This is a genomic window from Streptomyces sp. NPDC051563, assembly GCF_044454225.1.
Classification (GTDB): Bacteria; Actinomycetota; Actinomycetes; order Streptomycetales; family Streptomycetaceae; genus Streptomyces.
The window spans coordinates 83,773-96,390 of sequence record NZ_JBITDL010000009.1 but is presented as its reverse complement, the minus strand read 5'-3'; the positions used below and the strand labels follow the sequence as shown (position 1 = coordinate 96,390).

The 12,618-nt window shown below is 70.6% G+C and carries 12 protein-coding genes and 3 pseudogenes; 10 read left to right on the top strand and 5 right to left on the bottom strand.

The genetic code is table 11. The annotated features are described in order from the left end of the window. Nucleotides 1–42: 42 nt before the first annotated feature. Both ACIA8F_RS13070 and ACIA8F_RS13065 read right to left on the bottom strand, forming a co-directional pair. Nucleotides 43–429, bottom strand: a complete 387-nt coding sequence (locus tag ACIA8F_RS13070) for a restriction endonuclease (protein ID WP_399378381.1) — start codon at nucleotides 427–429, stop codon at nucleotides 43–45. Nucleotides 430–1,020: 591 nt separating this feature from the next. Further along, the gene (locus tag ACIA8F_RS13065; protein WP_399378380.1) at nucleotides 1,021–1,629 is read right to left on the bottom strand and encodes a hypothetical protein; all 609 of its coding nucleotides are present in this window, start codon (nucleotides 1,627–1,629) and stop codon (nucleotides 1,021–1,023) included. Nucleotides 1,630–2,780: 1,151 nt separating this feature from the next. Between ACIA8F_RS13065 and ACIA8F_RS13060 the strand changes: the two genes are divergently transcribed. From ACIA8F_RS13060 to ACIA8F_RS13040, 5 genes and pseudogenes are all read left to right on the top strand, one after another. Continuing rightward, nucleotides 2,781–2,984 carry a cold-shock protein gene (locus ACIA8F_RS13060; RefSeq protein WP_399378379.1) on the top strand — a complete coding sequence of 68 codons (204 nt, stop codon included), beginning with the start codon at nucleotides 2,781–2,783 and terminating at the stop codon, nucleotides 2,982–2,984. Between the two features lie 444 nt (nucleotides 2,985–3,428). Beyond that, entirely contained in the window at nucleotides 3,429–3,821 is a 393-nt protein-coding gene (locus ACIA8F_RS13055) for a lipocalin/fatty-acid binding family protein (protein WP_399378378.1), read from the top strand. Nucleotides 3,822–4,323: 502 nt separating this feature from the next. After that, entirely contained in the window at nucleotides 4,324–4,620 is a 297-nt protein-coding gene (locus ACIA8F_RS13050) for a hypothetical protein (RefSeq protein ID WP_399378377.1), read from the top strand. Nucleotides 4,621–4,877: 257 nt separating this feature from the next. Then, nucleotides 4,878–5,285 carry a PPOX class F420-dependent oxidoreductase gene (locus ACIA8F_RS13045; protein WP_399378376.1) on the top strand — a complete coding sequence of 136 codons (408 nt, stop codon included), beginning with the start codon at nucleotides 4,878–4,880 and terminating at the stop codon, nucleotides 5,283–5,285. 414 nt (nucleotides 5,286–5,699) lie between these two features. After that, a pseudogene (locus tag ACIA8F_RS13040) lies at nucleotides 5,700–5,891 on the top strand (HAD-IA family hydrolase); the annotation flags it as partial. A gap of 58 nt (nucleotides 5,892–5,949) precedes the next feature. Here ACIA8F_RS13040 and ACIA8F_RS13035 read toward each other — a convergent pair. Then, on the bottom strand, nucleotides 5,950–6,186 hold the full coding sequence (locus tag ACIA8F_RS13035) for a hypothetical protein (protein ID WP_399378375.1): 237 nt from the start codon (nucleotides 6,184–6,186) through the stop codon (nucleotides 5,950–5,952). Between the two features lie 37 nt (nucleotides 6,187–6,223). Further along, nucleotides 6,224–6,673: a hypothetical protein gene (locus ACIA8F_RS13030; protein WP_399378374.1), complete on the bottom strand. Its 450-nt coding sequence runs from the start codon at nucleotides 6,671–6,673 to the stop codon at nucleotides 6,224–6,226. Between ACIA8F_RS13030 and ACIA8F_RS13025 the strand changes: the two genes are divergently transcribed. From ACIA8F_RS13025 to ACIA8F_RS13005, 5 genes and pseudogenes are all read left to right on the top strand, one after another. Continuing rightward, the gene (locus ACIA8F_RS13025) at nucleotides 6,641–7,411 is read left to right on the top strand and encodes a hypothetical protein (RefSeq protein WP_399378373.1); all 771 of its coding nucleotides are present in this window, start codon (nucleotides 6,641–6,643) and stop codon (nucleotides 7,409–7,411) included. The genes ACIA8F_RS13030 and ACIA8F_RS13025 overlap by 33 nt on opposite strands. 241 nt (nucleotides 7,412–7,652) lie before the next feature. Further along, nucleotides 7,653–8,059: pseudogene (locus ACIA8F_RS13020) on the top strand (site-specific integrase); the annotation flags it as partial. A 147-nt stretch (nucleotides 8,060–8,206) separates the two neighbouring features. Then, nucleotides 8,207–9,451 (top strand): MFS transporter, encoded by a 1,245-nt coding sequence (locus ACIA8F_RS13015; RefSeq protein WP_399378504.1) that lies wholly within the window; start codon nucleotides 8,207–8,209, stop codon nucleotides 9,449–9,451. Between the two features lie 136 nt (nucleotides 9,452–9,587). Further along, nucleotides 9,588–9,930, top strand: a pseudogene (locus ACIA8F_RS13010) (site-specific integrase); the annotation flags it as partial. A 119-nt stretch (nucleotides 9,931–10,049) separates the two neighbouring features. Then, entirely contained in the window at nucleotides 10,050–11,612 is a 1,563-nt protein-coding gene (locus tag ACIA8F_RS13005; RefSeq protein WP_399378372.1) for an FAD-dependent oxidoreductase, read from the top strand. A 127-nt stretch (nucleotides 11,613–11,739) separates the two neighbouring features. Here the strand turns inward: ACIA8F_RS13005 and ACIA8F_RS13000 are convergent, their stop codons facing one another. Continuing rightward, nucleotides 11,740–12,555, bottom strand: a complete 816-nt coding sequence (locus ACIA8F_RS13000; protein ID WP_399378371.1) for an IclR family transcriptional regulator — start codon at nucleotides 12,553–12,555, stop codon at nucleotides 11,740–11,742. Between the last annotated feature and the right edge of the window lie 63 nt (nucleotides 12,556–12,618).

Genomic DNA, 12,618 nt, shown 5'->3' with positions numbered 1-12,618 from the left:
TGTGAGACCGGACCGAACCGGATCGTGTGGACCGCGGCACGGTCAGGTGTGTGCCGGCAGGAAGGTTCCGGGACGTTGTTCGAGGCGGTCCAGTGATCCGTACAGGCCCTTGACCAGGCGGGCCCGGCCCTGCGCGTACGCGAGGACCCCGAGCGCGGAGGACGTCACCGACAGCCGACGGCCGGCTTCGGCCAGGGAGTACCCCAGCAGCTCCCCGAGCTCGGAGCTGGCGGGCAGTTGGCTGATCCTCGCCTCCAGCTCCTCCCGGATCACCAGGGCATGACCCGTCAGTTCGAGTCCGGCCAGATCGACGACCTCCAAGGAAGGTGTGCTCGCCGCACTCCAGGCGAGGACCTGCCCGGCAAGCCACAGGTGCCGTTCCCGGTCCAGTGGCAGGGCACGCCCCAGCGCACCGTCGGGATCTTCCACTAACTCGGCACCGGCCACGACAACCCCACCTCCACATCCAGGTCCGGCACACCACTCGGCCCCTGCGGCTCTGCGCCGGGCGGCCGGGCGCAGCCCTCCGCCTGGTCTTCGGATCATGACAGGCCGGCGGATGCAGACGCCGCCGCAATCCCGTATTGCCCCGCCTCGGGCCCTGGGGGTGCGAGGTCGGCGGACTCCGCGGCTTCTGCACGGATGCGGGGAGCTGCTGGACGCGTACCGGCCGGACTCAGGGCTGTTGTCCGGGGGTAGGGGATGCATCCCGTACCCGGCGCTCCGAGCGCGCTCGGTACGGGCCCGCCCGCGCACCGGTGGTGTCGGCGGGTCCAGCGGTGTGCGGCTGCCGGCTTCGGATGCGCCGCGGCAAGGAGGTCCGGCCGGGCAGGGCGCCGCGAAGTCCCGATCGCGGCGCCCAACATGAGCCTCAACGCTGGCCCTGCTCGGGGACGGCGCGTGCGCCAGGTGGGGCGGTATCTGCTCGTGAGAACCGCGCCCAGCCCCAGAGCCCTCCCCAAAGGCCTCCCCAGGGGCCTCCGTAGGCATGGCCCGCGTGGCCGGAGCGAGCCGGGGCGTCTACTTGGTGGTGTCGGCGACGCCGGTGAGGGTCTGGCAGCTGGTGCGGCCGGTGTCGGTGGTGAACTTCTTGGGGTCGCGCCAGCCGGCCATGAGCTTGTCGACCTTGGCCCACTGGTGGTCGTTGATCGCGCGGACCGTTTCCAGTTTGTAGTCGTAGAACGCGGTCAGGCCGCGGGAGGTCGCGCAGCCGGTGCGCAGGTCGCCCTTGAGGTCCAGGACCACATTCTTGAGGTGGTCGGCGTACTTGGCGGGGCCGTCGCAGACCGCCTTGCGGGTGTCCTCGGTCAGCCGCTCCTCCCGGAACAGGTCGAGGCGGGCCGAGGCGTCCGGTGAGATGGGCCGCTTCAGGTAGTACGGGGTGAGCGACTGCCACGAATCGGTGGCCAGCATCCACTCCCGCGAGTGCAGTTCCTGGTCCGGGTCCTGCTTGCAGAACGCGTCGAAGAGCTCCTTGGCGACCTTCTGCTCCGCCGTGTCCGCCTCGTCCGCAACCGGGACCCGCTGGACGGCCGCCCGGCCGCCCGCGGGTACCGTCGTGGCGCCGGCCGCTCCCGGCAGCACCGACAGGACGGTTCCTGCGATGAGTACCGCACAGCTGATCCGCACACGCCCACGGACTGTTCCCTGATCCACAATGACCTCACACTTAGTAGTCGCAACGCTACTTATGGCGATGATGATCGCAGGTGCGGCAGCTCCTCCCCGCCACCACCCGGCCAGCGCGCAGCGCCCGTATCGGCCTGCCGGAGGCGGAGGTCGCGGCGGCCAGCCGGGACAGCTGGCCAGGAGCAGGCGCCAAAGGGCCGGGTCATGCCGGCGCGCCATTGGGGCAGGGCGCGAAACCTCCCGCCGTTCTGGCGCAGCCGTCACGGAACAGCGGCCACCGCCGCTTCCCGCTCGGGGTGTCGTCAAGGACTGTGACGCCCGCTGCGCACGCCGTGACGCCGAAACCAGGCAGGCCCGCCCCTAGGCCGTCTCTTCCGGATCTTGCCGGGCCCGCGACGCCCGGCACCGCGCCCGGCCGCACTGCCGGGGCGACCACGTACGCCCAGTACGCGAACGCCCCGGCAGCACGCCCGGGCACGGCACCGGACGCCGCGGGCTCGGCCGACAAGATCCGAAAGAGACGGCCTAGGCCGCCCCTTCCGCGCATGCCCTGTCGGCCCCTCAGGTCGTTGAGGAGGGCGGGATGTACACCGGTCCGGGTGGGCCCCTGCCCGCACCGCTGGGCTCACCCGGAACGCCCCGGTCAGGTCCTGACGTCTTGGCGCTCCTGCCCGGGTTTTCCGGTCCCTTCCCGCTGTCAGGGCCTGGTGGGAGCGTTCGCTGTGAGCGGCGGTAGCGGCGTTGGCGGCGTCAGGACCGGCCCCGCCGCAGGCCCGGCGCCGCAAGCCCCGCAGCCCTGTCCGTCGTCGGCGTTCACCCACACCCGCACGCGTGTCCGCCTGCGATGCCGGGCAGGGTGTGCGCCCGCGCATCCGGGCGGCTCCCGGCGCCGCAGAGCGACGGAACGCCGGGCTGGGCCACCGGCACCTGCCCAGGGCCGGGGAGGGGGCGGGCCGGGAGTGCGGACCGCAGGCCGGCCCTTCGGGGGCGCCCTGTTCGACCCGCCCCGGATGGCGGGATCGCTGGGGTGGGGTGGCTGGATTCCTTGTATCGCCTTCGGTCGCGGGGACCGTACCGTCCGTGATGAGTGCTGCTCGCAGGGCATGACGGGCTGGCGCGCGGCACCTTGGGATCTCATAAGGGGAAAAGGCATGGCGACTGGCATTGTGAAGTGGTTCAACGCGGAGAAGGGCTTCGGGTTCATCGCGCAGGACGGTGGCGGCGCGGACGTGTTCGTTCACTTCTCCGCGATCCAGGGCACCGGCTTCAAGGAGCTCCAGGAAAACGACAAGGTCGAGTTCGACGTCGTCCAGGGGCAGAAGGGCCCGCAGGCAGAGCGGGTCAACCGCATCTAGGCCGTCTCTTCCGGATCTTGCCGGGCCCGCGACGCCCGGCACCGCGCCCGGCCGCACTGCCGGGGCGACCACGTACGCCCAGTACGCGAACGCCCCGGCAGCACGCCCGGGCACGGCACCGGACGCCGCGGGCTCGGCCGACAAGATCCGAAAGAGACGGCCTAGCGCCCTGCCCGCCGCCGGCACATGGCGTACGGGTTCCGGTATCCGGCACGCAGCGCCGGGCTCCCGCGTGCAGAGCACGCGGGAGCCCGGCCGCGCCGCGTCCGTGGCCGAAGGAAATCGGGCCGGCTGCCGCCGTACTGCGTGCCGGGCCGGTTGCCACGTTCGGCCCGGACGTTCCTGCGTCCGACGGCCCGGAGGCCACGGCCGGACAACACACAGGCCGTATCCCGCACACGCGGGGACCGGCCACCGATTTACCTCACTGGGATCAGGGGATCGATGAGCTTCGCCGGCAAGTACGAGATGACCAGCAGCGACAACTTCGAGGAGTACTTGAAGGCGGTAGGGGTGGGGTTCGCCACGCGGAAGTTGGCGGCGTCCTCGAAGCCGACGGAGGAGCTGACGGAGGACGGCAACGCCTTCACCCTGAAGACCGTCACCACGTTCAAGACCACCAATCTCGCCTTCGTCCTGGGTGAGGAGTTCATCGAGGAGAGGGAGGACGGCGACAAGTTCCCGACCACGATCGTCCGCGACGGCAACAAGCTGGTCCAGACCCAGAAGCTGGACAACGTCACCGCCACCATCACCCGCACCTTCACCGCCGACGGCCTGGAGGCCACCCTCGAAGCCGACGGCGTTGTCTCCAAGCGCAGCTACAAGCGGGTCTGAACCGGGCTGCGGAACAAGGCTCGGCCTCAACGACCCTGCGGACCGGTGCGCACTCGCTCTACCTGGATGCCGGGTGCGCACCGGTCCTTGCTGCTGTCCCGCTCGTCCGCCGCAAGGTCCTCGCTGGCGGACACCTTGCAGGTGGACACCGCGGAGACGGCTCGTGCGGAGGATTCGTGGGAGGAGGGCGCGGGCGCCCCGGGTACCTCAACGCAGTCCGGGCATGAGCGGTTCAGCCGCTCAGGGACGGTCTGGTTCCCTTTACGGGAGGATCCGTCGGGCCGGCGACAGGCCGTCACCGGTCCCTCGGCCCCGACCTTTTCCGCCGCGGCTGACCGGCGGGGCCGCTCACGATCACCGGCAACAGGTGGACCGCAGCCCGGGGGCGCGACAGCCCGCTCCAGCCCTTCGTATCGCGTGTCAGCGATGTAGGCCGTCAGGGTTGGCGGCGCCGAAGAGGTACGTTTCCGCATCCCTGAGAAGGTTTGATCGTTGACCGGTCATGAAGAAGATCATACTCGCGGTTCTTCCCGCGCTCGCCCTGTCCGTTGCCGCTCCGCTCGCGCACGCTGACGAGGGTCTCGCCGCTGACGCCGCGCTCGGGCAGCTGGCCCCGCTCAACCAAGGGATCCCGATGGCCCTGGGGAGCGCGCTCGAGCAGGGCCCTGCGGGTGTCCTGGGGAACTGGAACGCCAACGCCGGGCATGTTGCCCTGCAGGAGACGGCCCAGGTTCTGGCCGCGGGCCAGCAGGACGTGTACAACATCGCGTCGGGCGGCAACGCCAGCCACCACTCCTGACCGTCCTGCCCAATCCAGGATGTGCCGGCCGCGTCCGCGGTGACGTTGCCGGGCGGGCTCCGAAGGGGGCACGCGGCCTGTCCCTGTGTACGTCTCCTGCGGCCCCGGATCCAGCGCTCTGGTCCGGGGCCGCAGGCCGTCGCGGCCGGAGGACGGCACCACTTGGTGTCACTCTGTGTTGCTAGTATGTGACGCCTTGTTGTCTGTGTGGGGGTGTCGCGCTACAGGGCGGGGCATCCTCGTGGAAGGGACTGTCCATGCCTGCCGAGCTTTCCGGCGATCTCAAGAAGATCATCGACGACACTCCCGTCTTCGCGACGGTGGCGACCATCCAGCCCGACGGAAGGCCGCAGCTGTCGGTGACCTGGCTCGCGCGCGACGGGGACGATCTGCTGATCTCCACGACGGTGGGCCGCAGGAAGGAGGTCAACCTGCGGCGCGACCCGCGTATCACCGTCATGATCAACCCGGCGAATGCGCCGTACACGTATGCCGAGGTGCGGGGTACCGCGACCGTGATCACGGAGGGCGGCCAGGACTTGATCAACGAGCTGTCGCGCAAGTACACGGGCAAGGACTACTCGGACTTCAATCCGGCCTCCGCCGAGGACGCGGAGCGCGTCGTGGTCCGCGTCACCCCGGACAAGGTCGTCGGCTCGCTGTAGGACCCGTCCGGCCGGTCATGTGACGGCCCGTCCTCCACCACGGGCGCGCGCCCCGCGGCCCCGGCCGCGGACCCGGCTCGCGGTGGAGTTTCGGCCGCCGGCTGGCTGAGATCACGGTTCCGGGGGACAGCCCGGTGATCCTTATGGTCTGTTGCGTCACGTATCCCAGGGCTCTGTTTCCCTGCCCTGATACCCGACAGCAACGCAGCCCTTGTGACCGTCCTGGAGAAGTACAAGCCCCTGCTCGACCTCATCCGAGCCGAGGGCCCCAAGATCAGTCACGAGGTCATCACCGGGCTCCTCTTCTACACGCCGCAAGAGCGCGTCGCAGGCGGCGGCCGAGGGAACAGCGTTGCCGCAGGAGGGCGAGCGGCTGCACATCACGGGTGAGGCCGCCACGGTCGCGCTGGTGGACATGCGGCTGCACAGATGGGTCTGGCGCCCGGACGGTGCGCGGTAGTGGAGGACAGCCCCGCCGGCGTCCAGGCCGCCCTCGCGGCGGGCATGGACGCCTACGCCTTCACCGCGATGACGCCCGCAGAGCGCCTGCCCGGCGCCCGCACTCACTTCTGCGACATGACGCAGCTGGCTGAACTGCTCAGCTGAGCCGATGTGCCCCATCTGGTCCGGCGCGATCAGCTTCGGCCTGGTCGCTTCTCCGAACTTACTGCCGAGCCTTGCTCGTAGCCACCATGTCGATGGCGACTCGGAGTGGCGTTTCTGCATGTCCCAGTAGTGCCCTGGTGATGGCGATCGCCTGGATGATGCCCATCCCACGATCGGCGAAGAGGGCCTGAACGGCTTCCATTCCATCGCTCTTCAGGACTGGCCGAGACTCCTCGACCAAGGCGGTCCAGCGTGCGGCCTGCTCGGGGCTCAGCCCGACGACGTGGTCAAACACGGCTACTCCCTTCCCGCGCTGGGCCGATGGGTTGTACTCACATGGTCTCGGAGCTGAGTGCAGCGCTCAGGAAATTCAGGGCGTCATCGTATTGAGAGCGGCCGAAACGGAACGGGCCGAATCCCGAATAGTCGCGTGCCTGGCGATAGGGTTGCTCGAAGGCGTTCCAGGTCACGAGCTTGGGTGTTGCGGTGATGCAGGCCATGAGCGGCCAGCATCCCCACTCGCCGCACTCGCACCCGAGGACGGGTGTCTTCGGCCCCATGGCGCTGGTGGACCGTCCGTGGAAGTGGTCCTGCATCGGGCCGAACCGGAAGAACGCCGGGATCAGACCGCCGTAGGCATCACCCGAAGGTTCCATTTCGGCCGAGATCTCGAACCTGTCGATCAGCCCGGTGAGCGGTGCTCCATCGATGTGAGGGACCACCACGAGCGGGCCGCCGTCGCCTCGGGGGTGGCAGTCGAACCGGATCTCATTGCTGATCATTCCGCAATTGTCTCAGTGGTGCGCTGCTCCCTTCTGCAGAGCCACGAGGCTGCTCTCGCGGAGCTGTTGGGTGCGGCCTTCGGTACGGCACCCGCCCCCCGGCAGGTCAACCAACTCAAGTGGAACCACTGGGTCCGGCAGTCCCGGGGCAAGACCTCGATCCCGGAGGTCTTCGGGGGGTACGCACTGTCGGCAGGGCTGCGGCCGCCGGCCCTTGACGGTGACGACGAGACCGCCGAGATCGTGTTCAAGGCGCTCGACACCATCCTGGTCGAGGCGAAGGCCGCCGACCCGGCTGCTCACCGGCGCGGGATCGAGGCCTTCGCCGACCTGGTCGCGGTATGGCGGGTCGACCGACCTGCTGCGCGTCATCCAGCAGCGGCTACTCCCGATGGCGTACGAGTAAGCCGACCACGTGCCGCCGCTGGCTTTCTCGCCGTGCGGCGTGATCCGCATGGCCTCTCCTGCAGCTCCGCACGGATCTCTATGTGCTTTCCAGCTCGACACCGCCGACCCCTTGGGGCCTTGTTCATCCTGGCCGACCTGCTCGTCGGCGCGGTTGTTCCGGCAGTCCGGCTTGATGCTTCTCTGTCGGTGTCGGTGTCGGTGTCGGTGTCGGTGTCGGTGTCGGTGTCGAGTGTCGGGGTCGGCGCCGGCCAAGGGCCGACCCCCCGGACGGCGACCGGGCCCCAGCCCCGGCTTCGGGGTCACCGATTGAGGTGGATCTTGCGCACCTGAGGTACCAGCCCCCGCTGACAGCACGGTGTCATCGCCCGTGCCGTCCTGCCACGCCCGGTTCCCCGGCGATGGCGGTGGTGTGCTCGTGTCCAGACCCCCGCCGCCGCAGGCGAACTCCGACGCGAGCTCACCTACGACGGCCTGTGCGCCGCCGAGGACAAGGACAAGGGCAGCACGGGCGGACGGCATCTCGCCGTCCCGGCCGACAAGGCCGCAAACGTGCGCACCGCGTACCTGGGCGGCCAAGGGCGCCCGCAGCAAGGCCCGCCGCCGCGGTCAGGCACGCGTGGACTTCGTGCTGGAGACCGTCTACGGGGACGCCGGCACCACCCGGCTCCTGTCCCGGCTGCTGCGCGGCCGTATCCGGGGGCCGGTGTTCGTCACCCATTGCCGCCGGGGCCCGGGGAAGGCGGTCAGCCCGCGCGACGTCTGCCCGGACACCGGCCTGGCCCGCCTCTCCTCTGGCCAGGCCCGCGTCCTGCTCGACGAGCACACCGCCGTGCGTGGGCCGGGGACGGGCTGGGACCTGCATGAGTTCCGTCATTCCGCCCTGACCCACCTGGGCGAGCAGGGCGCCTCCCTGCTGATGCTGATGGCGAAGTCGAGGCACAAGAAGCCGGATAACATCCCCGCTACTTCGAGCCGGCGGTGGATGTGCGGTGCTGCCGAGAACGGTGCGCACCAGCGTCCGCGTCTCTCCAGTCCGATGCGGGCCGTGGAAAGACCGGGGCACTTGCTATAATCCACGAGTCGGCCTTCGGCGCCCCAGGTTGGGTGCGCGCGGAGGCTTTTTTCATGCCCTCTGACACATCTGCCTCCGGCACACCTCCCACCACCTACCGCGACCTGCTCCGCAACCGTGAATTCGTCGGCCTGTACGCCAGCTTCACCCTGACGGTCGCCGCGAGCACCTTGTCCGGCTTCGCGCTCGGCACGCTGGTCAACCAGCAGACCAAGTCCCCGTTCCTGACCGCTGTGAGCATGTACGGCGCCACCTTCACGACGGTACTCGGCGCGCTGACGCTGATGTCGGTCGCGGACGGAGGCCGCCCTCGCCGGACCCTTGTCGCGCTCCAGTGCGTCTCGCTCGTAGGTGTCGCCGCACAGGCGGTTCCAGGGCTGCCGCTCGCCGCCCGGTTCGGTCTGCTCCTTGTACTGGGGTTCTTCCAGTCCCTGGGAACGGGCACACGGATGGGGCTGCTCGCCGAGGTAGTGCCGAACTCCTCATATCCGCTGGCACGTTCGCTGATGAACAGCACCTCGGGAGGCATGGCCATCCTCGGCTACGCCATCGGCGCCGTACTGCTGCGGTACCTGAGCCCGCAGGAGGTCTTCGCCGTCGCGACAGCCCTGACCGGCGGTGGATTGATCATTGTGACGGTGACGGTGACGGTGACGGTGACGGTGACGGTCCGGGAACGGTCGATCCGTCTGACCCGTCGCCCGGGACTGCGCCGGACCTGGACGACGAACATCGAGCTCTTCTCCCACCCCGGCCAACGCGCGCTGCTGCTGAACCTGTGGGTCCCCAATGGCCTGATCGTCGGCTGCGAGGCCCTGTTCATCTCCTACGCTCCCCACCACGCCGGCGTCTTCATGGCCGCCGGATCGGCGGGCATGCTCCTCGGTGACCTTGCGGTCGGGCGGCTGTTCACCGCCGAGCAGCGACGCCGCTACGCATTCGCCCTGCGGCTGCTGCTCGCTTGCCCCTTCCTGCTGTTCGCCGTCCACCCGCCCGTGCTGGTTGCGACAGCCGCGGTGTTCATCGCCAGTGCCGGCTTCGCTGCCACCCTGGCGCTCCAGGAGCAGCTTCTGGAGCTGACCCCTGATCCGGTCCGTGGCCAGCTCCAGGGAGTTGAGTCCGCCGGCCGGATGACGTGGCAAGGTATCGGTGCCGCGATCGCCGGCGGCCTTGCCCAGCACTTCACTTCTGGTACGGCCATCACGTTTGTGGCCGCCGTCTCCCTTGCCATCACCGTCTTCTCCCGGTCCTTCGTGGTCCGCGGCCGAACCGTCAGCGTGCAAGCAGCCAACGCATAGAGGTCCCACGACGGTGCGAGCGGCGGGCACGGCGAGACGCGCCCGCCGCGTCTCGCTACCCGTCGACGGCGTCCGGGGCACGGAGGGCCCGCATTCCGCCGGGCAGGTCGGGGAGCCGGACCCCGTCGGGTGCCATTGCCTGGTCAAGGCCAAGGGCGCCCGGGCCAAGGCCCGCCGCCGGGGCCAGTCACGCAAGGACTACGTGCTGGAGCCCGTGTACGGGGACGCCGCCACCGCCCGGCTCCTGCTCCGGCTGCTCAAGGGCCGCGCCCGCGGACCGGTGTTCATCACCCACCGCCGTCCGGGGCCGGGGAAGGTCGTCAGCGCCACGAAATCGCGAGCAGGGCTCGTCGCTCCTGGTGCTCATGGCGAAGTCCCGGCACATGGAGCCGGAGAACGTCCGCCGCTCCTTCACGCCGTCCCCGGAGGCGATCGCCGAGCTCACGAGCCTGCCGGCTCCCGGCGATCGCCGCCGATGAGCCTCGGTCCTTGATCGTTCTCAGCGTTGACTGTGCCGGCCCCATCTTCACCGCGGGGCCGGTCCCTTGACACCGCCGCGCCTTTTTGGCCTGCCGGGCCCTCGGTCATAGTCGGCGCCATGGACTATGACGTAGTGGTGGCCGGAGGCGGCCCGGTCGGACTGATGCTGGCCTGCGAGCTCCGGCTCGGAGGCGCGCGGGTGGCCGTCCTGGAGCGCCTCACCGAAGTGAACCCGACGATCAAGGGCGGGGCGATCACCACGCCCGGCGCCGAGGCGCTCTACCGCCGAGGCATGCTGCCCGCGCTCGCCGAGGTGCAGCGGCAGGCGATGGACCGCTTCCAGGCGTTCCTACGCGAACGGAACGGCGGAGACGGAGACGTTGCCGCGGGCCAAGAACTCGGGATCGTCGGGCACTTCGCCGGAATCATGCTGCGCGCCGCCCTGGTCGACCGTACGGAGCCGGGCCTCGGCGACACCGGACCCGCCGCCGAGATCGCCTTCGTGGCGCAGCAGGACATCGAGCGGCTGCTCGGCGAGCGGGCGGACGAGCTCGGTGTCGAGGTGCGCCGGGGAGTCGAGCTGACCGGCTTCGACGCGGACGACGGAGCCGTCACCGTGCGGACCAGCCACGGGGCCGTACGCGCCGGCTGGCTCGCGGGCTGCGACGGCGGCCGCAGCACGGTCCGCAAGCTCGCGGGCTTCGAATTTCCCGGTACGGACCCGGAGATCACCTGTCACCAGGCGGTCGTGGAGATGACCGGCACCGAGGACCTGAACCTCGGCTGGACCGCCACGGACACCGGGGTGTACGCCCACGGGCCGATGCCGGGCCGCGTCGTCACCGTGGAGTTCGACGGCCCGCCGGCCGACCGGGACGCACCGGTCACCACCGAGGACCTCCAGGCGCGGCTGCGCCGCGTATCCGGCGTGGACGTCACGATCACCGGGGTGCGGACCGCGACCCGCTTCACCGACCACGCCCGTCAGGTCACCGAGTACCGCAAGGGCCGGGTTCTGCTCGCGGGCGACGCGGCGCACGTGCACTCCGCGTTCGGGAGCCAGGGGCTGAGCCTGGGCATCGGGGACGCGATGAACCTCGGCTGGAAGCTCGCCGCGGTGATCGGCGGCCGGGCGCCTGAAGGACTGCTGGACACGTACACCTCCGAGCGGCACCCGGTCGGTGCGTGGGTCCTGGACTGGACCCGGTCCCAGGTCGCGGCCATGCGCCCGGACCCGCAGTCCCGGGCCTTGCGCGAGATCGTCAGCGACCTGGCGGAGACGGTCGTGGGCACCACGTACCTCACCTCGCGGCTCAACGGTGGCAGTGTGCGGTACGAGCTGCCGGGCGAGCATCCGCTGACCGGCCGCAGCACCCCGGACCTCGAACTCACCGACGCCGGCCGCCTCGCGGACCACCTCCACTGCGGCCGGGCGCTCCTGCTCGACCTCACCGACGACCCGGAACTCCGGTCCCTCGCTGCGGGATATGCCGGCCGCGTCGACATCCTGACGGCCGGCTCTCCGTCCCGCCCGGACCTGGCGGCGGTCCTCGTCCGTCCGGATGGCTTCACGGCCTGGGCAGCCGACACGGGGGAGCACCCGCTGACGCCGACGGCCGGGCTGGCGGAGGCGCTGGAGGAGTGGTTCGGAGTGCCAGCGGGGGCGGTGGCGCCGGGGTGATCCGTCGCATCTCGGGGTTGTACCGGGGGTGCGGGGTCCCGGCCGCCGTCCGGCTGCCGGGGCGCGTTGAGGCCCGAACGCGTTGCGCGGCTGCAGGCCGAGGGCGTAGGCGATGGCCAGAAGACGGTCAGGGGTGTGCCGTCCGCTGGATGTCTTCAGCGAGTTTGCGGGAGATGGCGCGTGCTGTGGCCCGTACGGCCGGCCCGTAGCCGGCGTCGGTGAAGCCGGTGCTGGGTGCCACGACCGAGAGCGCCGCCACCACGTCGTGGCCGTCGCGCACGGGCGCGGCCACGGTGTCCAAGGGCCGGGGGCCGTTTTGTCGGCCGTAGGCGTGGTCGCCGCGCCGCACCTCCGCGAGTGCGCGGCGCAGGTCGGCCGCGGTGGCGATGCCGACGGGGCCCTGTCCGGGCTCGTAGGCGTCGATGGCGTGCTCTTGGTCGGGGGCCGGTGCGTGGGCGAGGAGCACCAGTCCGACGCCGGTGGATGTGAGGGGGAGGCGGCCCCCGACGCGGTAGGCCACGGGGCTGGCGTCGAGGGCCGAGAGCCGTTCGACGAGCAGGGCCTCCTGCCCGTCGCGCACGGCGAGCAGGACGTGCTGGCGGGTGACGTGGAAGAGGTCCTCCATGAACGGCATGGCCACGGACCGCAGCCCGTGGCCGCGCGGGGCCAGGGACGCGGTCTCCAGCAGCCGCAGTCCCACGACGTAGCGCCCGTCGGCGAGGCGTTCCAGCGCTCCCACGTGCACGAGGGAACGGGCGAGCCGCAGGGTGCTGCTGCGGGGGGTGCCGCTGCGCTGCGCCAGTTCGGCGAGGGACAGCGCACGGTGGTCGCTGTCGAAAGCGGCGAGCAGCGCGAACGCCCGGTCGACGACCGGCTGCCCCTCGGCGGGCTTGCCTCCCCGGCGCGCGGCGGCGCCACCGCCGGAACCCGGTGTTCCATTCATTGGAATCATCCATTCCATCCTACGGCCCGCTTCCTACGCTGGATCGCGTACCGGATCCAGATC